This window comes from Mycobacterium sp. ZZG, from assembly GCF_054786995.1.
Genome location: NZ_JBTBFV010000024.1, coordinates 18,056 through 38,837, shown reverse-complemented (window position 1 = coordinate 38,837; position 20,782 = coordinate 18,056). Strand labels below are relative to the sequence as shown.

The window sequence follows — 20,782 nt, the reverse complement described above, 5'->3', positions numbered from 1 at the left end:
CCTGCGAGTTATCCGGCCAGCTTGGCTTTGACCTGCTTTATGCTCGGATTGGTCAGCGTGGAGCCGTCGGTGAACTTCACCGTCGGCACGACGTGGTTGCCTCCGTTGACCGACCCGACGAACTCCGCGGCGGAGGGATCGGCCTCGATGTCGACCTCGGTCCAGCTGATGCCCTCGGACTTCAACGCCATCTTCAGACGCGAGCAGTAGCCGCACCACGTGGTCGTGTACATGGTCAGGGTGGCTTCGTCAGCGCTCATAAGCCCATCAACGTAGCCGACGCGCCCGACATGCCCGTCCCGAGGTCCGCGCTTGTCGGGGCACGCTGACATGATGGTCGGCATGCCCTCGACAGCCTCTCGTGACCGGCTGTTGGGTGACCTCGACTCCGAACAGCGCGAGGCGGTGCTCGCGCCCCGGGGCCCGGTCTGCGTGCTCGCCGGTGCGGGCACCGGAAAGACACGCACCATCACCCGCCGCATCGCCCATCTGGTGACGGCCGGCCACGTCGCCCCCGGTCAGGTGCTGGCGGTCACCTTCACCCAGCGCGCGGCCGGGGAGATGCGGGGCCGGTTGCGCGCTCTTGACGAGGGCGCAGGCACCGGCGCGGTGCAGGCGCAGACGTTTCACGCCGCCGCCCGCCGCCAGCTGTCGTATTTCTGGCCGCGCGTGGTCGGCAACACCGAGTGGCAGCTGATGGACAGCAAGTTCGCCGTCGTCGCCCAGGCCGCCAACCGCACCGGGCTCCCTACCGGCACCGACAATGTCCGTGACCTCGCCGGGGAGATCGAGTGGGCCAAGGCGTCACTGATCACTCCGGAGGCCTACGCGCGGGCCGTCGCCGAGGTCGGCCGCGACATCCCGTTCGACGCGCAGAAGGTCGCGACGGCCTATGCCAGCTACGAGACCCTCAAGTCCCGCCGAGAAGGCATGGCGCTGCTGGACTTTGACGACCTGCTGTTGCACACCGCCGCCGCCATCGAGAACGATCCCGCGGTGGCCCAGGAGTTCCGTGACCGGTACCGCTGTTTCGTCGTCGACGAGTACCAGGACGTCACGCCGCTGCAGCAGCGCGTGCTCGACGCCTGGCTGGGCGGCCGCGACGACCTGACGGTCGTCGGCGACGCCAACCAGACCATCTACTCGTTCACCGGCGCCTCACCGCGCTACCTGCTCGACTTCTCGCGACGGTTCCCCGAGGCCGCGGTGGTGCGGCTGGAGCGCGACTACCGCTCCACCCCGCAGGTCGTCTCGCTGGCCAACCGGGTGATCGCGGCCGCGCGCGGGCGGATGGCGGGCAGCCGGCTACACCTGATCGGCCAGCGCCCGCCGGGGCCCGAACCGGTGTTCAAGGAGTATCCCGACGAGGTCGCCGAAGCGACCGCGGTGGCCGCCAGCATCGGCAAGCTCATCGAATCCGGTACTGCCGCTTCGGAAATCGCCGTGCTCTACCGCATCAACGCTCAGTCAGAAGTTTACGAGGAAGCTCTCACCGAGGCCGGCATTGCCTTTCAGGTGCGCGGCGGTGAGGGGTTTTTCAGCCGCCAGGAGATCCGGCAGGGCCTGCTGGCGTTGCAGCGCGTCGCCGAGCGCGGCCCCGACGACAGCGCCGGTGCGCTACCGCAGGTGGTGCGCCAGACGCTCGAGCCGCTCGGTCTGACCGCTCAGCCGCCGCCCGGCACCAAGGCCCGGGACCGTTGGGAGGCGCTGGCCGCGCTCGCCGAGCTCGTCGACGACGAGGTGGCCCAACGTCCGCATCTGGATCTTCGGGGACTCCTCACCGAGTTGCGGCAGCGCGCCGACGCCCGCCACCCACCTGTGGTGCAGGGCGTCACCCTGGCCTCGCTGCACGCCGCCAAGGGCCTTGAGTGGGACGCGGTGTATCTGGTCGGGCTGGCCGACGGCACCCTGCCGATCAGCCACGCGCTCGCGCACGGCCCCGACAGCGAGCCCGTGGAGGAGGAGCGTCGCCTCCTCCATGTCGGAATCACCAGGGCGCGTGTGCATTTGACGCTGAGCTGGGCGCTGGCCCGCAACCCGGGCGGTCGGCAGGGGCGGCGGCCGTCCCGGTTCCTCAACGGCATCGCGCCGCAGTCCCAGCGGGATGACGGGCCCAGCAAGCCGCGGAAGCCTCGTGGACCGGCGCCGCGCTGCCGGGTGTGCAACGCGCCGCTGACCACACCGCCGGCGATCATGTTGCGCCGGTGCGAAAGCTGCCCTTCGGACATCGACGAGGAACTGCTGGCCGAGCTGAAGGATTGGCGGCTGCGGGTCTCCAAGGAGATGAGTGTGCCCGCGTACGTCGTGTTCACCGACAACACCCTGATCGCGATCGCGGAATCGCTGCCGTCCGACGACGCCGCGTTGGTGGCCATCCCCGGTATCGGCGCCCGCAAGCTCGAGCAGTACGGGCCGGACATCCTCGCACTGGTCAAAGGCCGCCAAAAAGCGTAAAGATCGCGCCAAAAGAGCTGGTCAAAAATGTGTTGTGCGATTTTGCTGCTAACCTCTAGCCTCAGAACACGCAGACCACGGCCTTGTGCGAGAGGAGGGTGCCCATCATGAACAGCAACGTTTTCACGGTTGCCGGCGTAGCTGCCGCCATGTCGCGGACCCTCCCTGCCCAGTTCTGGGCACGTCCCGCTCATCCCATCACCGCCGCAGCCGTCGCCGCCGCGCCGCGTAAGCGCCGCGCCGCCGCCGGTGCGATTGCGTCCGTGGGGGGCCACCTCTAGGTAAGCCCCCAACCGCCAACCAGGCCACGGACCCGCAATCACGGATCCGTGGCCTTCGTCGTTTCTGGTCGCAGATCCCCGAGAAGTTCACAGCACAGACAGCACCAACGACCAGGAAGCAGAGGAGCGACATGTCTTCGCCGACATGCGAGAAGACGAAGTTAACGGTGCCGTGTCATGTCGAGGACCCCGATCTGTGGTTCGCCGAGGATCCCCAGGATCTGGAACGGGCCAAGGGGCTGTGTGCGGACTGCCCGATCCGGCGCGAATGCCTCAACGCTGCGCTGCAGCGTCAGGAGCCGTGGGGCGTCTGGGGTGGTGAGATCCTCGACCGGGGTGCGGTCATCGCGCGCAAGCGGCCCCGCGGACGGCCCCGAAAGGACGCCAAAGAAACTGTGGCCGCGTGAGATTCAGTCGGCCCCGGCGCTCACACCGCGTCGGGGTCGGCGAATCCGGGCACCTTCTCCATGGCGATACGCCGGGTGTCGACGTGCGCGTCGAGCTGGCAGGAGATCGCGACGATGGATGCGATCACCCGCATCGGGATCGCCAGCTTCGGCGGGATGTCCATCTGCCGGGCCGTTTTGATCTGGCCGGCAGCTTTGTCCAGCTCCAGGGCGGTCATCTTCTGCAACCACCGCCGGGTGTAGTGGAACACCGGCACCTCCAGCGGTTCGACGTATTGCTTGAGCATGTCGTCGATCTCGCGGGTGGAGACCCGCTGACCCTTCTGGATGAAGCCGGCCTTCTCCATGGTGGGCAGCAACATGTCGTAGTTCTTGTCCACCGCGTAGCGCAGGATCTGGCCGAGCTCGACGGGCCAGCCGCCGGGCATCGGGGCGACGGCGCCGAAGTCGATGACGCCCATCTTGTCGTCGGGCAGCAGCATGAAGTTCCCGGGGTGGGCGTCGCCGTGCACCATCCCGAGCCGCGTCGGTGCGTCGTCGCAGAACTCGAACAGCCGGGTGGCCATCAGGTCGCGCTGCTCCTGAGTTCCCTCCCGGATGATCTGCGACAGCGGGATGCCCTCGATCCACTCCTGAATGACGACTTTGGGCGCGCTGGCGACCACGTGCGGCACGACGAAATGCAGGTCGCCCTCGTAGGCCTTCGCGAACGCGCGCTGGTTGTCGGCCTCCAGTCGGTAGTCGAGCTCCATCTCGGTACGTTCGATCAGCTCGTCGACCACCCCCTGCACGTCGGCGCCGGGGGAAAGCTGCTTGAGCACACTGACCATGCGCTGCATGGTCTTGAGGTCGGCGCGCAACGCCTCGTCGGCGCCGGGGTACTGAATCTTGACCGCGACCTCGCGGCCGTCGGACCAGACGGCCTTGTGCACCTGGCCGATGCTGGCCGATGCCACCGACTTGTCATCGAAGGACTGGAAGCGTTCCCGCCACTTGGTGCCCAGCTGCTGGTCGAGAACCCGGTGCACCTTGGCGGCCGGCAGTGGTGGCGCCTCGCGCTGCAGCTTGGTCAGTGCCTCCCGGTAGGGCTTGCCGTACTGCTCGGGAATGGCGGCTTCCATCACCGACAGGGCCTGGCCGACCTTCATCGCGCCACCCTTGAGCTCGCCGAGCACGGTGAACAGTTGCTGCGCCGCCTTGTCCATCAGCTCGGCGTTGACCTCGTCTTTCGACTTGCCGGTCAACCGCTTGCCGATGCCGAGCGCGGCACGTCCTGCCATACCGACGGGCAGCGACGCCAACTTCGCGTTGCGCGCCGCGCGCCCGCGCTTGATCTCACTCACCGGTCCATCATCCATGACGGCGCTGAACTTCGACCAACGACTTGGCAACGCGCGATGTCAGCATGCGCAGTCCGGATGCCGCGACCAGCGACGCGCAGTCACCGATCCACTGGTCACCTCGAACTCCAGTGTGGTGTCCAGGGTCGCGGGGCTGTCGGCGCGCTCACCGCGCACCGCGCGGATGACGTGGTCGATCTCGTGGAGCGCAAGCGCGGCGGTGGCCAGCAACGTGGCCCGGTCCGCGCTGCCGACTGTGCGGCACAGCTGCGCGGCGACGGCGGGCCAGGCGGCGTCACGGTCACTGCGGTGCAGGTCCGCGCAGCGCAGGCAGCTGGTGGCGCCGGGAATCACCAGCGGCCCGATCAGCCCGGTGCCGTCGCGCACCCGCACCGGCAGGTGCGCCACACCCCCGTCGTGCAGTTCACGCACGACCCGCGGATCGGCGACCAGGTAGTCGGCCAGCACCACCAGATCGACCTGCGTGGTCGAGGCGTGGGTCCGGCTGCTGAGGCTGACCCGCACATTCGAGCAGCGAAGCGATGCGGTGAGCAGATCGGTCAACGGGCCGTCGCCGTGCACCCGCACCGAGGCCGCGCGGGCGTCGGCCGGGGCAGCGGTGACGACGCCGCGGTCGACGAGATGGCTGAGAAGACCCGCGACGACGGTTTCGGCCACGCCTCGACCGGCGGCCAGCCTCTGCAGCTCCGGCGCGGTCGCCGCACCCTGCAGCGCCCGCAGCAATTCGGCCAGGACCGCGGCGGACAGCCCGGTGGGCGGGTGCACGATGACCGCGCGCCGCGGATCCCACCCGACCTGCACGGTGCCGTCTGGACGGGACAGCACCGGGGTGGCGGTGCTCAGCGCGTACCGCGTCATGCATTGACAGTGTCATGGCGCGACGTCGGCGGGCGCAGTTATCCACAGGGCCGGCCTCACCCGCGAGGTCGCCCTGGCCCAGCCGGCGAGAACGCATGGGCTACGGATCACCCACCTCGTCGGAGGGGCACACCAGCCCCAAGAGCCACAACTATCCGCGTTTTTCAGGGGTCTACTCGGACTTTCCCTGCAGAGCGTGGAAATTTGTGACGGTTGTGACTTCGACCAGGGGCGGACGGGTAGAGGGTGTCAGGCCTTCGGGTCGTCGCGCCCCTCGTCACGTCCGCCGTCGCCGGTTTCTTCGCGGGGACCCTCGTCCTGTCCCCCGGAAAGCGCCTCGCCGAAAGCCTGCTCGATCGCGCTGTCGATGTCACTGGTGTCCCCGCCGATCATCCGGTCGATGAAGGCGGCCGGCTCGTCGAGGTCCGCGGCACTGGGCAGCAGGTCGGGGTGCTGCCACACACTGTCGCGGGCGTCGGCGCCGACGGCCTCGGTGAGCCTGCGCCACAGGTCGGCGGCCTCGCGCATCTTGCGGGGACGCAGTTCCAGGCCCACCAGGGTGGCGAACGTCTGCTCGGCCGGCCCTCCGGTCGCACGCCGGCGGCGCAGCATCTCAGACAGCGCCAACGTCCCGGGGATGCGGTCTCCGAGCGCATCGGACACCACGGTCTGCACCCAACCCTCGATCAGCGCGAGGGTGGTCTCCAGCCGTTCCAGCGCCGCGGTCTGCTCCGGGGTGGCCTTCGGCTCGAAGATGCCCTGGTTGAGCAGCTGCTCCATTTCGGACGGATCGGTCAGCGACGCCGGGTTGAAACCGCGCGCGAACTCCTCGATCCCGGACATGTCGATCTTGGTGCCCTTGGCGAACGCCTCCACGGCGTTGAGCAGCTGGGTGGACAGCCACGGCACATGGCTGAACAGCCGGTGGTGGGCCGCCTCCCGCGCGGCCAGGAACGTGACGATCTCGCTGCGCGGCTGCTCCAGTCCCTCGGCCAGCGACTCCACCGCCTCGGGCATCAGCGCGGCGACTCCCTTGGGGCCCAACGGAAGACCGATGTCGGTGGAGGTCAGCACCTCCTTCGACAGCGTGCCCAGCGCCTGACCGAGCTGTGAGCCGAACGCCATCCCGCCCATCTGCGACATCATCGACAGCAGCGGCCCGGCCATCGCCTTGGCCTCCTCGGGCAGGGCCTGCGCCCACACCGTCGAGATCTGCTCGGCCACCGGATCGCACAACCGCTTCCAGGTCTCCATGGTGTTGTCGATCCAGTCGGTCGGTGTCCACGCCGCCGTGCGGACGGTGCCCGCGGGCAGCGGGGTGACACCGTCGAGCCAGGTCTCGGCGAGCCGCACCGCGTCGGTGATCGCGGACGCGGTCTGTTCCGGCACGGGCGCGACGAAACCGATCGAGCTGGACGCCAGCTGGCGGGCCAGGTCGTAGTTGACCGGGCCGGCGGACTTGCCGCCCGCCATCGACGTGCCTGCCCCGCTGAACATCTCGCCGAGTTTGGAGAAGATCTGGCCCAGCTGCGACATGTCGAACTCGCCGCCGGGGAAGGCGCCGCCGAACGGGTCCCCACCCGAGTTGGGGTCCTTCTTGGGTTTGTCGCGGTCGGGGTCGTCCCCGGCGGAGAAGCCGAAAGGCAGGTCAGCCATGCCCTCAACGGTACTCACCCGGGACGCAGCGTGCGGGTGGCCGGGTCACGCTGAGAGTGAACCGGGGTGGTCTTCGCGGCCGGCCGCGGTCGCCGACCTTTACTGTGGGCGGCGTGAACAGGCGGATTTCCACGCTGGTCGTCGCGCTGGTGCCCATCCTGATCTTCGGGGTGTTGCTGACCGTGGTGACCGTGCCCTACGTCGCGCTCGGCCCGGGGCCGACCTTCGACACGCTCGGGGAGGTCGACGGCAAGGAGGTCGTCGCGATCGAGGGCGCCGACGTTCACAAGACCTCCGGGCACCTGAACATGACCACGGTGGCCCAGCGGGACGGTCTGACGCTCGGTCAGGCGCTGATCTTCTGGGCCTCGGGCCGCGATCAACTCGTCCCGCGCGAGCTGGTGTATCCGCCGGACAAGACCAGGGAAGAGATCGACGAGGCGAACACCAAGGACTTCCGCCAGTCCGAGGACAGCGCCGAGTACGCCGCGTTGCAGTACCTGAAGTACCCGATGGCCGTCACCGTGGAGAGCATCGACGAGGACGGCCCTTCGAAGGGCAAGCTGCAGGCCGGTGACGCCATCGACGGGGTCAACAACATCCCGGTGGCGACGCTGGAGCAGTTCCAGGGGCTGCTCAAGGACACCAAGCCGGGGGACACCATTGTCGTCGACTATCGCCGCAAGAACGCGCCGATGGGCAGCACCGAGATCACGCTGGGTTCCCACCCCGAACGCGCCCAGGGCTTCCTCGGGGTCAACGTGCTCGACGCGCCCTGGGCGCCGTTCGCCATCGACTTCAATCTCGCCAACATCGGCGGACCGTCAGCAGGGCTGATGTTCAGCCTGGCCGTGGTAGACAAGCTGACCACCGGCGACGTCAACGGCGGCAAGTTCGTCGCGGGCACCGGCACCATCAGCGGTGACGGCAAGGTCGGCTCCATCGGCGGCATCACCCACAAGATCGCCGCCGCCCGGGATGCCGGCGCCACCGCGTTCCTGGTGCCCGCCGACAACTGCGCCGAAGCCAAGACCGCCGACGCCGACGGCATCGAGCTGCTCAAGGTGGACACTCTGGAGCATGCGATCGACGGTATGCGCACGCTTTCCGCTGGTGGTGAACCCCCCCGCTGCTGAATCACGGGCACAGGGCCGGTGCGTAGAGTGATGTCTAAGTTGTCACACCTGAAGATCTGCTGGGAATTTCCGAGAGTGGAGTAACGAGTGGGGATGCGGCCCGCGGCGAAAATGCCGAGTCTGACCCGACGAAGCCGGGTTCTGATCGCCATCGCGATGGTCGTGGTGGTGTTGTTGCTGCTGGGCCCGCGGCTCATCGACACCTATGTCGACTGGTTGTGGTTCGGCGAGCTCGGTTATCGGTCGGTGTTCACCACCCAGATCGTGACCAGGCTGGTCATCTTCCTGGCCGTCGCGTTGGTCATCGGCGGTGTCGTGTTCGCGGCGCTGGCGCTGGCCTACCGCACCCGGCCGGTGTTCGTGCCGACCGCCGGCCCCAACGACCCGGTCGCCCGCTACCGCACCGCGGTGATGGCGCGGCTGCGTCTGGTCGGGGTTGGCGTGCCGGTCGTGATCGGCCTGCTCGCCGGCCTGATCGCTCAGAACTACTGGCAGCAGGTGCAGCTGTTCCTGCACGGCGGCAGCTTCGGCGTCGCCGACCCGCAGTTCGGCATCGACCTCGGCTTCTACGCGTTCGATCTTCCGTTCTATCGGCTGGTGCTGACCTACCTGTTCGCTGCGACGTTCCTGGCGTTCATCGCGAACCTGTTGGGCCACTACCTGTTCGGCGGTATCCGGCTGGCCGGCCGCAGCGGCGCCCTGAGCCGAGCGGCCCGTATCCAACTGATCACGCTGGTCGGCATCCTGATGCTGCTCAAGGCGGTCGCCTACTGGTTCGACCGGTATGAACTGCTCAGCCACACCCGCGGAGGCAAACCGTTCACCGGCGCCGGCTACACCGATATCAACGCGGTGCTGCCGGCCAAGCTGATCCTGATGGCGATCGCGGTGATCTGCGCGGCCGCGGTGTTCTCCGCGATCGTGCTGCGCGACCTGCGCATCCCGGCGATCGGTGTGGTGCTGCTGCTGTTGTCGTCGCTGATCGTCGGCGCGGGCTGGCCGTTGGTCGTCGAGCAGATCAGCGTGCGTCCCAACGCCGCGCAGAAGGAAAGTGAATACATCAGCCGCAGCATCGCGGCGACCAGACAGGCGTACGGTCTGACCGACGAAGCGGTGGAATACCGCGACTATCCGGGCAACGCCGCCGCCACCGCGCAGCAGGTGGCCGCCGACCGGGCCACCACGTCGAACATCCGGGTGCTCGACCCGAACATCGTCAGCCCGGCGTTCACCCAGTTCCAGCAGGGCAAGAACTTCTACTACTTCCCCGACCAGCTGAACATGGACCGTTACCGCGACGAGGGTGGCAACCTGCGCGACTACGTGGTCGCCGCGCGCGAGCTGAACCCCGACCGCCTGATCGACAACCAGCGCGACTGGATCAACCGGCACACCGTGTACACCCACGGCAACGGGTTCATCGCCTCACCGGCCAACACGGTGCGCGGAATCGCCAACGACCCCAACCAGAACGGCGGCTACCCGGAGTTCCTGGCCAGCGTCGTGGGTCCCAACGGCGAGGTGGTCTCACCCGGCCCGGCCCCGCTGGCCCAGCCGCGTATCTACTTCGGCCCGGTGATCGCCAACACCGCCGCCGATTATGCGATCGTCGGCGAGAACGGCGCCCCGCGCGAGTACGACTACGAGACCAACACCGCCACCCGCAACTACACCTACGCCGGCAGCGGCGGTGTCCCGATCGGCAACTGGCTGACCCGCAGCGTGTTCGCCGCGAAGTACGCCGAACGCAACTTCCTGTTCTCCAACGTGATCAACGAGAACAGCAAGATCCTGTTCAACCGCGATCCGGCCATGCGGGTGGAGGCGGTGGCGCCGTGGCTGACCACCGACACCGCCATCTATCCGGCGATCGTCAACGAGCGCATCGTGTGGATTGTCGACGGCTACACCACGCTGGACAACTACCCGTACTCGGAGCTGATGTCGCTGTCCTCGGCGACCACCGACTCCAACGAGGTGGCGCTGAACCGGCTGCAACCCGACAAGCAGGTGTCCTACATCCGTAACTCGGTGAAGGCCACCGTCGACGCCTACGACGGCACCGTGACCCTGTACGCCCAGGATGAGCAGGACCCGGTGCTGCAGGCGTGGATGAAGGTGTTCCCGGACACCGTCCAACCCAAGAGCGCGATCTCCCCGGAGCTGCAGGAGCACCTGCGCTATCCCGAGGACCTGTTCAAGGTGCAGCGCGCGCTGCTGGCCAAGTACCACGTGGACGACCCGGTGACGTTCTTCTCGACGTCGGACTTCTGGGACGTCCCGCTGGACCCGAACCCGACCGCCAGCAGCTACCAGCCGCCGTACTACATCGTTGCCAAAGACCTTGCGCAGAACAGCAATTCGGCGTCCTTCCAGCTGACCAGTGCAATGAACCGGTTCCGTCGCGACTTCCTCGCGGCCTACATCAGCGCCAGCTCGGATCCCGAGACGTACGGCAGGCTCACGGTGCTGACGATTCCCGGGCAGGTCAACGGTCCGAAGCTGGCGTTCAACGCGATCAGCACCGACACCGCGGTCAGCCAGGACCTCGGTGTCATCGGCCGCGACAACCAGAACCGGATCCGGTGGGGCAACCTGCTCACGCTGCCGATCGGGCAAGGCGGGTTGCTCTATGTCGCACCGGTGTACGCGTCGCCGGGATCCACGGACGCCGCGTCGTCGTACCCGCGTCTGATCCGCGTCGCGATGATGTACAACGACCAGATCGGTTACGGACCGACGGTGCGTGACGCGCTGACCGACCTGTTCGGCCCCGGCGCGGACGCCACCGCGACCGGGCCGGCGGCGACCGAACCGCCCGCCGGGCAGGCACCCGAGAGGCCGCAGGCCAACAACAATCAGCAGCCGCCCGCGGCGCAGCCGAACCGTCCAGGTCAGGCGCCGGCGCCGCAACAGCCGGAGGTGCCGGCGGCGGTGCCGCCGAGCGGTCCGACCCAGCTGTCCGCGGCGAAAGCCACTGCGCTGCAGAATGTCAACGCGGCGCTGGACGCGCTGCGGGAAGCTCAGCGCAGCGGTGACTTCGCGCAGTTCGGCGAGGCGCTGGAACGCCTCGACGACGCGGTGAGCGAATACCAGTCGGCCAACTGACCATCGACGCCGGTGCGCTATCGGTTGCTCGGGCCACTGCAGGTGGTCCACGGGGGGAGCCCGATCGATGTCGGTCCGCGCAAGCAGCGGGCGGTGCTTGCCGCCCTGCTGCTGGCGCAGGGTCGGGTGGTGTCCACCGACCGGCTCGCTCACGCGGTATGGGGAGATGACCTTCCGGCCAGCGTGACGGCCAGCCTGCAGGTGTACATCTCGAATCTGCGCCGGGCGCTGCGCGATTCGCAGATGGCGTCGCCCATCGTGCGTCAGCCGCCGGGCTATTACCTCGACGTCGGCCCCGACGAGGTCGCCGTCGGGGTGTTGGCCGCGACGTGCGCCCGCGCGAGCGCCGCCATCGAGGGGGAGCGGTGGGAGGAGGCGCTGTCCGAGGCCGATGCCGCGCTGAGCCTGGTGCGGGGCGAGCTGCTCGAAGACATGGCCGACGCCGACTGGGTGCGCGAGGACGCCGCCCGGATCGCCGAGATGCGCACCGAATGCGTGACCTGCAAGGTGACGGCGCTGCTGGCGTTGGGCAAGGTGCCTGCCGCGCTGACCGAGGTGTTGCGGCTGCGCGAACTCGATCCGCTGGCCGACCGGGGCTGCCGGCTGCACATGCTGGCGCTCTACCGCGCCGGGCGCGCACCCGAGGCGCTGGAGGTCTACGCCCGGCATGCGCGGTTGCTGGCCGATGAACTCGGCCTGGACCCCGGCTCCGAGCTCCGGGAACTGCACACCGCGGTGCTGCGACAGGCGCCCGAGCTCACCGGCTGGCCTCGCTCGCCGGAGTGGACGGGCGCGACGACGTTGCCGCAGCCGGAGGTGACGACGGTGTCGGCGGTTGTGGCCGACGCCCCGCCGCACCGCGCCCCGTTGGTTGGGCGTGACCGCGAATTGGCAACGGCGGCGGAGATGTTGGCGCGGGTCACCGCCGGGGCGACTCGCTGGCTGGTGCTGTCGGGTCCACCGGGCATCGGCAAGACGAGGCTCGCCGAGGAGATCGCCGGGCTCGTCGACGCCGACGGCGGCGACGTGGTGTGGGTCAACTGCCCCGACGAGCGTGGTACCCCGCCGTGGTGGCCGATGCGTCACCTGGTCCGGGCGTTGGGGGCCGATGCCGACGAGGTGCTCGAGATCCCGCCGCATGCCGACCCCGACACCGCGAGATTCCTCGTCTACGAACGCATTCAGCGGCTGCTCGAATCCGCGCCGCGACTGCTGGCCGTCGTCGTCGATGACGTGCAGTGGTCCGACACCACCTCGGCGGCCTGTCTGGCCTACATCGCAGGGGCCCTGCGCGACCACCCCATCCTGGTGATCGTCACGGTGCGCGACGGTGAGCACACGCCGGAGGTCGCGCGATTGCTCAGCACCGTCGCACGGGGCAAGGACAATCGGCTCATCGAGGTGCCGGCGCTGTCGTCGGAGGACGTCGCCACGCTGGCCAACGAGGTCGCCGAGGAGGCCGTCACCGCCGCCGAGGCCGCTGAACTCGCCGACCGCACCGGCGGCAACCCGTTCTTCGTCTCCGAGTATGCGCGCCTGCCCCGAGAAGAGCGCGCGGGCAGCGAGATTCCGCACGCCGTGCGCTCGGTGCTGGACCGCCGGCTGGCCGCGCTGGATCCGGCGGTGATGCAGGTGCTGCGCACCGCCGCGGTCATCGCCGACGTCCTCGACTCCGTCACCGTCCCGCTACTGGCACAGGCCACGGCGCTGGATCTGGACACCCTCGCCGACTATCTCGACGAGGCCGCCGACGAACGGATCATCGTCACCTCCCACACCGGTGACGGATACGTGTTCGCCCACGGCCTGCTGCGCGAGCAATTGCTGACCGGGATGCCGGCGCTGCGTCGACAGCGGCTGCACGCCAAGGTCGCCGACGTGCTCGCCGACAGCGCGCTGCCGGATGCGCCGACCTGGCGCGCGCAGCACCTGGTGGCGGCGCAACCGCTGGCGGAGCCCGCGACGGTGGTGCAGGCCTGCCGAGTGGCGGCCGAACACGCCACTGCGCAGTGGAGCTCGGATATCGCCGCCCGATGGTGGCAGGCGGCACTGGACGCCTACGACCGTCTTCCGGTGTCCGAACGCGACGATGCGCAGCGGGACGGGCTGACCGTCGAACTGCTGGAGGCGCATTCGCGGGCCGGTCGCGGCCAGTTGGTGCTCGACAGCGTGCAGCGTTACCTCGGGGAGGCGTTGCGCACCGGTCGGGCCGCGAGTGCCGGGCGCGTGGCGAGCGCGCTGTTGCGGGCCAGCGGCGGATGGCCTTGGCTGGCACCGGGAAACGACCCCGGAGAGCTGCTGACCTTGCTGGCGCGGGCGGCGACGCTGTCGGAGGGCGATCCGGCCTCGGCGGCGCGGGTGCTCTCAGCGCTGGCCGTGGGGCACTGCTACCACCCCGACGCGACGGTCGCGCCCGAACTGCTCGACCGGGCTGAGCGACTGGCCGAAGCCACCGGCGATCCGGATGTCATCGCCGACGTCCTGACCGGCCGGCTGATCACCTTCTCCGGGGTGGCGACGCTGAGCACCCAGTCGCTGGAGTGGGCGGAACGTCTGAACTCATTGAGGCACACCAGGTCCCGCGAAGACGCGGTGATCGCGCATTCGGTGGCGACGATGGCGGCGATGAACCTCGGCGACGTCGAGGGCACCCGGCGCCATGTGCAGGCCGGTATCGCCGGTAGTGAGGAGCTGCAGCTGCCGGTACTGCGCGCGCAGTTGCGGTGGATGGAGGCGGTGCTGGCGGTGTGGCAGGGAGACTTCGCCGAAGCCGAACGGCACCATGCGATCGCGGCGCACGTGCACGAGCAGACCGAACTGTACGAGGCGGGCAGCGGACTGCTGGCGCGGGCGACCCTGCTGCGCGAGCGCGGCGGACCCGTCGACCCCAGCTGGACGGACTTGAACGCTCGGCAGGCCGGCGGCCTGGGCATGGTCGGCGTGGTCCGGACCGGGGTGCTGACCTTGCTGACCGGCTCGCAAGCCCGTGCCGAAGCGCTGGCCACCTTGAGGCAGTGGGCGCGGAATACCGACCGGGCCCATATCTGGACGACGCTGGGCCATCATGCGCTGCTGGCACATCTGGCCGCCGACCACGATCTGAGGGAGTTCGCCGAACCTCTTCTGGCCCAGCTGGACCCGTATCGCGACCGGATTGCGGTGATCGGACAGGTCGGGATGGCCGGGCCGGTGGCGCTGGCGACCGCACGCCTGCGCGCGTTGCGCGGCAACAGGGCGGGCGCGCTCGAGGATCTGGCGGTGGCCCGCGGCATCGCCGAGCGCACCGCCGGCGTCCCCGCGCTGCTGCGCTGCCGCCTGCTGGAGTGCGAGCTGACCGACCCGTCGCCCGGGCGGGCGGCGTCCGCCGCGGCGCTGGCGGCAGAGGCCGCCGAGGTCGGTATGGCGGCGGTGGCGGCCGCGGCGTCGCGGCTGGGCTGAACGCCCCCGGTTTGTCGCGAAAGCGCCTTCACGGTAGTTCCCGCGCCGGATCCGCGACCGTGGTGGCGCTTTCGCGAGCGCGCGGCTGCCGCGGCCATTGCCCTCAGGCAGGCCGGAGAGGACGATGGGTTGGTCCGGCGGCGCCGCTGGGACGCTGCCAACGACGACGGAGGCAGACATGTATGCGCGTAGTTCAACAGTCCACGCGCGGTCCTCGGCAATCGACGCCGGGATCACCTATATCCACGACACGGTGTGGCCCGCGCTGACCGAACTCGACGGCTACGTCGGTCTGTCGCTGCTGGTGGACCGCCAGTCGGGCCGCTGCATCGTGACCACGGCGTGGGAATCGGAGACGGCGATGCACGCCAGCCGGCGCGTTGCCGACGAGTACCGCAACCGCGCCGCCGAGATCCTCGGTGGCAGCCCCACGGTCGACGAGTGGGAGATCGCCGCGCTGCACCGCGACCACCGCTCGGCACCCGGCGCCTGCGTGCGGGTCACGTGGGCCCGCGTCGCTCCCGAAGGCGCGGAACGCGCCATCGATGGCTTCCGGCTGGCCACCATCCCGGCGCTGGAGGAAATGGACGGCTTCTGCAGTGCCAGCCTGATGGTCGACCGCGATTCGGGATTCGGTGTCGCGTCGCTGACGTTCGACAGCGCCGAGGCGCTGCGGCACAACCACGCCGCGATCGACGCGCTCGAGAAGGCCGCGGTGGGCGAGGCCGGGGCCGAGGTGCTTGACGCCTGCGACTGCGACCTGGTGCTGGCACATCTGCGGGTGCCGGAGATGGTCTGACAGCGCGCGCGTGAGAACGCGTACAGGCCGCGATTTGCGGCAGTGCGCGCCGTTTGCGACGTCGTAGCGCGGGCGAACTCCCTGGTCGCGCGGTAAATTCCGCTTGGATTTTTCTTGGTGTTCTCGGCCAAGCGGTCGCCAAGGCCGCTCGGTGATGCTTGTCCGCGACACCGAGCATCCGAGAAAGGACTCCGATGACCGTACCGACCGATCTGAGCCGCGACGAGGCGCTGCGCTCCCTGCGCGACCAGGTCGCCACCCATGTGGCGCTGCCCGGCGAGCCGGGCTACGAGCGATGCGTGCCGTGGAACGTGGCCGCACCGGTCACCCCAGCAGCGGTGGTGTTGGCGACCTCGGCCGAGGACGTCGCCGGCACGGTCAGGTTCGCCGCGACGCACGGGTTCACCGTCGCGGTGCAGGCGACCGGCCACGGCGCGGTCGGGGTGGGGCCCGGCACCATTTTGGTGCTGACGGCGGCGATGAAGCACTGCGAGGTCGACGTCCTCAATCGCACGGTGCGGGTGGGCGCGGGGGCGCGCTGGCAGGACGTCATCGATGTCGCGGCCCCGCACGGCCTTGCGCCGCTGTGCGGTTCGGCGCCCGGGGTCGGCGTGGTGGGGTATCTCACCGGCGGTGGGATCGGTCCGCTGGTCCGCACCGCGGGGCTGTCGTCGGATCACGTCCGGGCGTTCGACGTGGTGACCGGTGAGGGACGGCTGTTGCGCGCCACCCCTGACGAGAACGCGGACCTGTTCTGGGGCCTGCGCGGCGGCAAAGCCACCCTCGGCATCGTCACCGCGGTCGAGATGGACCTGCTGCCCATTCCCGAGTTCTACGGTGGTGCAGTGTTTTTCGACGGTGCCGCGACGGCTGAGGTGCTGCACGCCTGGCGCGCGTGGAGTGTCGGACTGCCCGAGACGGTGAACACGTCGATCGCGGTGCAACAGCTGCCGCCGTCGCCGGGCGTGCCCGAACCGCTGGCCGGTCGCATGACGGTCGCGGTGCGGTACACGGCCGTCGGTGATTTCGCCGAAGCGGAGCGGCTGCTGGCGCCGATGCGGGCGGCCGCGACCCCGATCCTGGACAGCGTCGGGGTGCTGCCGTACGCGGCGATCGGGGCCGTGCACGCCGACCCGGTGGACCCGATGCCCATCAACGAGGACCAGGCGCTGCTGTCCGAGTTGCCGGCCGAGGCGATCGACGCGCTGCTGGCAGTCGCGGGGCCCGGCTCGGGCTCCCCGCAGGTGCTCGTCGAGTTGCGGTTGCTCGGGGGAGCGCTGGCCCGTGAGCCGCAGCACCGCAGCGCGTTCTGCCATCGCGACGCGGCGTTCTCGCTCGCGGTGATCGGGGCACCGATGCCGGAGAACGCAGCCGTGGTGGTCGAGCACGCCCGCGCGGTGACGGCAGCTGTGGCGCCGTGGGCCACCGGCGGGCAGATGCCGAACTTCGCGCCGTCCTATGACCTGGCCCGCCCGGCGCGGGTGTACAACCAGGACACGCTGCACTGGCTGGCTGCCCTCGCCGACCGATACGACCCCGCCGGTGTCCTGGCCACCGGCCAGGTGATCCGCACACCCCGGTAGACGCCCCCTCGCCGCGAGCGTGCGTGTCTGCGGCCGCCACACCGGGAGAAAGCCGGACAAAGCGCACGCTCGCGAGGGACCGACAGCGGCGCTGAGCAGGCGATTTGGAGCCGAAGCGGCCGCCCCGGTAACGTAGCGTTCACCATCGCGGGGTGGAGCAGCTCGGTAGCTCGCTGGGCTCATAACCCAGAGGTCGCAGGTTCGAATCCTGTCCCCGCTACTAGGTAAGACGGCCCCCGGAGATCACTCCGGGGGCCGTTTTTGTTTCCGATGAGGCATCGCAGAGCTGGATACTCCGGCTGCGGCGTCGCTCGCCTTGCTAGGCCTCACGCTGTCTGGTCGCGCGCCGCGAGTCGGGGTTCTTCGCTGATCGGCACGGACTCGCAGGTAAGGCTGGTCGTTAAAGGATGCGGCTCAGTTTGAAAGGCAACGAGATGAGCAGCGGTTTGTTGACCCCGCATGCTCCGCTGGGGCCGGTGGTGTCGTCGAGGCCGGCGAACAGATCGTCTTGGCTGTAGTCGGCCTGCCCGGTATGAGCGTTGACGGCGTAGAAGCGGTAGTGCTGGAGGCCGTCAGGGGCGGTCCCGTCGGGGCAGGGCGCCCAGTTCGGCACGACGTGCTTGACGTTCCACAGGCCCGACATCTTGTAGATCGGTGCGCTCCATCCTTGGTCGCTGATGACGGTTCCCGTGCAGTCGGTGGGGTTCGTGCAGGTGCTGGTGATCGTCCACATCGCGGTGACGGTTGGTTGGTTGTAGTACATCTCGTTGCTCTTGGCCAAGTCGCCGTTGGAAACAGCGCGGAAGGTGCCGTTGAGGGCGCCCTTCAGTTCGGGTGAGTCCGCGGCGGCGGTGGCTCCGCCGGCCAGGACCAGCGCCGTGGTGGCTGCTGCCATCGAAACGGTCTTCACCGTGGCTCCTTCATGTTCGCGGGGACGTTGGCGGCGGTTAGTGGGGCAGAAGGTCCGCGAACGAGGCGGGAGCGGGTTTGTCGGCGAAGTCGGTTTGGGTGTACAGGTTCCCGTCGGCGCCGACGTAGCTTCCGGTTCGCGGATTATACTGCGCGACTGCCGCTTTGGGCGTCGAAGGACTCCCGGTGAACGCGTTGGGGGTCGCAGCCGGCGACGCGGGGACCGGGGGAGCAGGTGGCGCGGCGGGCTGCTGTGCTGGGGGCGACGGTGGAGGTAGGGCGGGCGGCGGCGCCGGGGTGCCGGCCGGTGGTGCGAAAATGTTCTCGTCGCGGGAGACTCGCGAGTCGGGTGGGACGCCTTGGGCGATGAGGTTGGGGTCAAAGGGGTAGGGGCCCAGAATGTGGGGGCGGGCGGCCAGTGGTCGGAAGCCCCGCGGGTCGTTGCAAAGCTCTACGGTGGGTGCGCGTTTGCCGGGATGGGCGATGCACGGGTAGTTCCTGGCGCCGCGCACCGTTCCCGGTGAATCCTGCGGGAGTTTGCAGTACAAACCGTCGGGGGTATCGATCTCGGTGAGATCGCCCGGCGAGCGCCACTGGGACGGCGGCAGGAACCCTACTGTACAGGGGTTGGGATCGCCTGCAGTGATGGCGAATTCACCGCCGGTCGGGATGCCGGTGGCGTTGTTGCGGGGCATGGCGGCCTGGATGGTCGACACGAACGGCGGTAGCAGCACGAGAACCTGTTGGAGCGACGGGTTGTAAGTGAGGCCGATCTGCCCGACCGTGGTGAGGTTGGCCAAAAGCACCGGCAGAGTGGGTTTGAGTTGTGTCAGCAGCGCGGAGACCTCGTCGAAGGCACCGGGACCGGCCGCGAGCAGCTGCCGCATCTGTGGGTCGTTGTCGTCGAGCTGGGTGGTGACGCCGGCGAGGCTGCGGGCCCAGGTGCGTAGCGCGTCGGTGGTGGCGGCCTGTCCGTCGAGCAGCGGTGCGGAGTCGTCGATGAGGGTGCGTGTGCGATCGACGACGCTGTTGAGGTCTGCCGAGAGTCGGGAGGTGGAGTCTGCGAGTGAACCGAGGTCGTAGCCGGCACCGTTGAGGCCGCTGAATGTTTCGTCGAGCAGTGTGTTGAGTTTGTCTTTGGGGATGCTCGCCAGTAGCGCACTGGTCTGGTCGAGGACGGAGCCCACCTGTTGCGGGACGGTGGTATTCGCCATCGCGATGGTCGAGCCGTCGCGCAGGTAGGGTCCGTTGTCGGTGCGGGGGACGAGGTCGACGTACTGTTCACCGACGGCGGAGATGCTGTGGACCTCGGCGGTCAGTGCTGCCGGAATCTGTGTGGAGCCGTCAAGCGACAGAACGGCTTTGGCGTGCCGGGGTGGTCCCGGATCGAGAGTTATCTCGCTGACTTTGCCGACGCTGACGCCGCGATAGGTGACGTTGGCGAAACGGTAGAGCCCACCGCTGTTGGGCAACTCGACGGTCACCGTTATCCGACCCACGCCGAGCAGCGTGGGCAGCTGGAGATAGTTCAGCACCATCACCGCGATGCCGACCACCGACGCGAGGGTGAAGATCGCGAGCTGGATACGAACGAATCGGGTCAACATCAGCCGCCCCCATTCGAGGGCGCCGGGGGGACTGGCGGGGCCGTGGGCGCTGGTTGTCCGGATCCGGGGGCGCCGGTGGGCAGTGTCTTGGTCAGCGGTGCGTTGAGCGGGTCGTAGGTGTATTGGAGGTAGTAGGGATCCCCGGGGGCCGGAATGAGGTCGGCGTCGATGTCGGCGAAGCGGGTGCCACGGAAGATGGTGCGCTTGAGGCGGGGGTACGTCAGGTCGACCACAGCGTAGAGGTTGAGGTAGTCACCGCGTACGCCGCGGTCGATGACGTTCTGCGGGAACGGAAAGGTCGGTGCCAGGGCCAGGGCGGCATCGAGTTTGGGCCCGATGTCGGCCAGGGCCTTCAGGGTGGGTTGCAGGTTGCGCAGGTTGGTCACGAGGTCGTCTTGGCTTTGGCTGATCAGCGTCGTGGTCACGTCGCTGAACGCGCCCAGCTTGGTCAGTGCCTCGGTGAGGCGCGGACGTGCCTGCTCGAGGACGTCGAGGGCGGGCGGGATGTCGCGCAGGGCCTCGGTGATGGTGTCGGTTTGGCCGGCGAGGATGCCGGTGAGGCGGTCGAGTGTGCCGATGGTGGCCGCGACGTTGTCGCGTTGGCGATCCATGGCACTGATGAAGGTGTCCAGGCGGGTCAGCGCGTCACGGATCTGGGTTTGGCGGCCGTCGAGGATGGCGTTGGTGTTGTGGATGATGTCGCCGATTTGGGTGAGGCCGCCTGAATTGATCAGCAGAGAAAGGGCCGAGAGGGTCTGTTCGGTCGAGGGGTACGTCGATGCACGACTCAGGCCGATTGTGGTACCGGGGGCCAGTTTTCCGGTCGGGACCTCGCCGGGGGGCGGATCGAGGGCCAGATGCATCGAGCCCAGCAGACTCGTCTGCCCGACGGTCGCGACGGCGTTGGCGGGGATGACCACGCCGGGGTTGATCGTGACCTTGACGTCAGCGTGCCAGTTGTTGACGCGCATCGTCGAGACGCTTCCGACGACAACGTCGTTGACGAGGACGGGCGCGTTGGATTCCAGCGTGCCGACATTGCCGATTTCGACGTGGTAGGTGACGGCGTCGGGTCCACGTCCGGGTGTTCCGGGAAGCGGCAGGGATGTCACCCCACCGAAAGCGCAGCCGGCAACGGTCAGGGCGAAGGTGACCGGTGTCAGCACGCGCACCAGGGGGCCGCGG

At 68.8% G+C, this 20,782-nt stretch carries 15 protein-coding genes and 1 tRNA gene; 9 read left to right on the top strand and 7 right to left on the bottom strand.

What is annotated here, in order from left to right:
• Positions 1-8: 8 nt before the first annotated feature.
• Positions 9-260 (bottom strand): mycoredoxin Mrx1, encoded by a 252-nt coding sequence (gene mrx1, locus ACXMYJ_RS15245; RefSeq protein ID WP_260757764.1) that lies wholly within the window; start codon positions 258-260, stop codon positions 9-11.
• 82 nt (positions 261-342) lie between these two features.
• Here mrx1 and ACXMYJ_RS15240 point away from each other — a divergent pair, with 82 nt between their 5' ends.
• From ACXMYJ_RS15240 to ACXMYJ_RS15230, 3 genes are all read left to right on the top strand, one after another.
• Positions 343-2,454 carry an ATP-dependent DNA helicase UvrD2 gene (locus ACXMYJ_RS15240; protein ID WP_460357331.1) on the top strand — a complete coding sequence of 704 codons (2,112 nt, stop codon included), beginning with the start codon at positions 343-345 and terminating at the stop codon, positions 2,452-2,454.
• A gap of 107 nt (positions 2,455-2,561) precedes the next feature.
• Complete coding sequence (locus ACXMYJ_RS15235) at positions 2,562-2,735, top strand: hypothetical protein (protein WP_443187802.1); 174 nt, start codon at positions 2,562-2,564, stop codon at positions 2,733-2,735.
• Between the two features lie 131 nt (positions 2,736-2,866).
• Positions 2,867-3,142: a WhiB family transcriptional regulator gene (locus tag ACXMYJ_RS15230; RefSeq protein ID WP_260757767.1), complete on the top strand. Its 276-nt coding sequence runs from the start codon at positions 2,867-2,869 to the stop codon at positions 3,140-3,142.
• A gap of 20 nt (positions 3,143-3,162) precedes the next feature.
• On the opposite strand, the gene ACXMYJ_RS15225 is transcribed toward ACXMYJ_RS15230, so the two are convergent.
• The 3 genes from ACXMYJ_RS15225 to ACXMYJ_RS15215 form a co-directional block, all read right to left on the bottom strand.
• Positions 3,163-4,500 (bottom strand): macrolide-binding ATPase MABP-1, encoded by a 1,338-nt coding sequence (locus ACXMYJ_RS15225; RefSeq protein WP_460357327.1) that lies wholly within the window; start codon positions 4,498-4,500, stop codon positions 3,163-3,165.
• Positions 4,501-4,542: 42 nt separating this feature from the next.
• Positions 4,543-5,361: a cyclodehydratase gene (locus ACXMYJ_RS15220; RefSeq protein WP_460357324.1), complete on the bottom strand. Its 819-nt coding sequence runs from the start codon at positions 5,359-5,361 to the stop codon at positions 4,543-4,545.
• A 249-nt stretch (positions 5,362-5,610) separates the two neighbouring features.
• Positions 5,611-7,017: a zinc-dependent metalloprotease gene (locus ACXMYJ_RS15215; protein ID WP_460357321.1), complete on the bottom strand. Its 1,407-nt coding sequence runs from the start codon at positions 7,015-7,017 to the stop codon at positions 5,611-5,613.
• Positions 7,018-7,130: 113 nt separating this feature from the next.
• On the opposite strand from ACXMYJ_RS15215, the gene ACXMYJ_RS15210 reads away from it, so the two are divergent.
• The 6 genes from ACXMYJ_RS15210 (at position 7,131) to ACXMYJ_RS15185 (ending at position 17,301) form a co-directional block, all read left to right on the top strand.
• Positions 7,131-8,153, top strand: a complete 1,023-nt coding sequence (locus ACXMYJ_RS15210; RefSeq protein ID WP_443187806.1) for a YlbL family protein — start codon at positions 7,131-7,133, stop codon at positions 8,151-8,153.
• A gap of 87 nt (positions 8,154-8,240) precedes the next feature.
• Complete coding sequence (locus ACXMYJ_RS15205; RefSeq protein ID WP_460357318.1) at positions 8,241-11,261, top strand: UPF0182 family protein; 3,021 nt, start codon at positions 8,241-8,243, stop codon at positions 11,259-11,261.
• Between the two features lie 12 nt (positions 11,262-11,273).
• Entirely contained in the window at positions 11,274-14,699 is a 3,426-nt protein-coding gene (locus ACXMYJ_RS15200) for a BTAD domain-containing putative transcriptional regulator (RefSeq protein WP_460357315.1), read from the top strand.
• A gap of 178 nt (positions 14,700-14,877) precedes the next feature.
• Positions 14,878-15,498: a hypothetical protein gene (locus ACXMYJ_RS15195; RefSeq protein WP_460357313.1), complete on the top strand. Its 621-nt coding sequence runs from the start codon at positions 14,878-14,880 to the stop codon at positions 15,496-15,498.
• Positions 15,499-15,692: 194 nt separating this feature from the next.
• Complete coding sequence (locus tag ACXMYJ_RS15190; protein WP_460357310.1) at positions 15,693-17,081, top strand: FAD-binding oxidoreductase; 1,389 nt, start codon at positions 15,693-15,695, stop codon at positions 17,079-17,081.
• Positions 17,082-17,227: 146 nt separating this feature from the next.
• A tRNA-Met gene (locus tag ACXMYJ_RS15185) sits at positions 17,228-17,301 on the top strand.
• Positions 17,302-17,481: 180 nt separating this feature from the next.
• On the opposite strand, the gene ACXMYJ_RS15180 is transcribed toward ACXMYJ_RS15185, so the two are convergent.
• The 3 genes from ACXMYJ_RS15180 to ACXMYJ_RS15170 are packed head-to-tail and all read right to left on the bottom strand — an operon-like array spanning position 17,482 to position 20,772.
• Positions 17,482-17,991: an Rv2253/PknI dimerization domain-containing protein gene (locus ACXMYJ_RS15180; RefSeq protein WP_460357307.1), complete on the bottom strand. Its 510-nt coding sequence runs from the start codon at positions 17,989-17,991 to the stop codon at positions 17,482-17,484.
• Positions 17,992-18,028: 37 nt separating this feature from the next.
• On the bottom strand, positions 18,029-19,597 hold the full coding sequence (locus ACXMYJ_RS15175) for an MCE family protein (RefSeq protein WP_460357304.1): 1,569 nt from the start codon (positions 19,595-19,597) through the stop codon (positions 18,029-18,031).
• Complete coding sequence (locus ACXMYJ_RS15170; RefSeq protein ID WP_443187832.1) at positions 19,597-20,772, bottom strand: MCE family protein; 1,176 nt, start codon at positions 20,770-20,772, stop codon at positions 19,597-19,599. The genes ACXMYJ_RS15175 and ACXMYJ_RS15170 overlap by 1 nt, the downstream gene beginning before the upstream one ends.
• Positions 20,773-20,782: the final 10 nt, after the last annotated feature.

Excerpts from the sequence above, each read along its gene's own strand:
- ACXMYJ_RS15220 (WP_460357324.1), bottom strand. The coding sequence starts at position 5,361 with ATGACGCGGTACGCGCTGAGCACCGCCACCCCGGTGCTGTCCCGTCCA.
- ACXMYJ_RS15240 (WP_460357331.1), top strand. The coding sequence starts at position 343 with ATGCCCTCGACAGCCTCTCGTGACCGGCTGTTGGGTGACCTCGACTCC.
- mrx1 (WP_260757764.1), bottom strand. The coding sequence starts at position 260 with ATGAGCGCTGACGAAGCCACCCTGACCATGTACACGACCACGTGGTGC.
- ACXMYJ_RS15190 (WP_460357310.1), top strand. The coding sequence starts at position 15,693 with ATGACCGTACCGACCGATCTGAGCCGCGACGAGGCGCTGCGCTCCCTG.
- ACXMYJ_RS15175 (WP_460357304.1), bottom strand. The coding sequence starts at position 19,597 with ATGTTGACCCGATTCGTTCGTATCCAGCTCGCGATCTTCACCCTCGCG.
- ACXMYJ_RS15195 (WP_460357313.1), top strand. The coding sequence starts at position 14,878 with ATGTATGCGCGTAGTTCAACAGTCCACGCGCGGTCCTCGGCAATCGAC.
- ACXMYJ_RS15225 (WP_460357327.1), bottom strand. The coding sequence starts at position 4,500 with ATGGATGATGGACCGGTGAGTGAGATCAAGCGCGGGCGCGCGGCGCGC.
- ACXMYJ_RS15230 (WP_260757767.1), top strand. The coding sequence starts at position 2,867 with ATGTCTTCGCCGACATGCGAGAAGACGAAGTTAACGGTGCCGTGTCAT.
- ACXMYJ_RS15215 (WP_460357321.1), bottom strand. The coding sequence starts at position 7,017 with ATGGCTGACCTGCCTTTCGGCTTCTCCGCCGGGGACGACCCCGACCGC.
- ACXMYJ_RS15235 (WP_443187802.1), top strand. The coding sequence starts at position 2,562 with ATGAACAGCAACGTTTTCACGGTTGCCGGCGTAGCTGCCGCCATGTCG.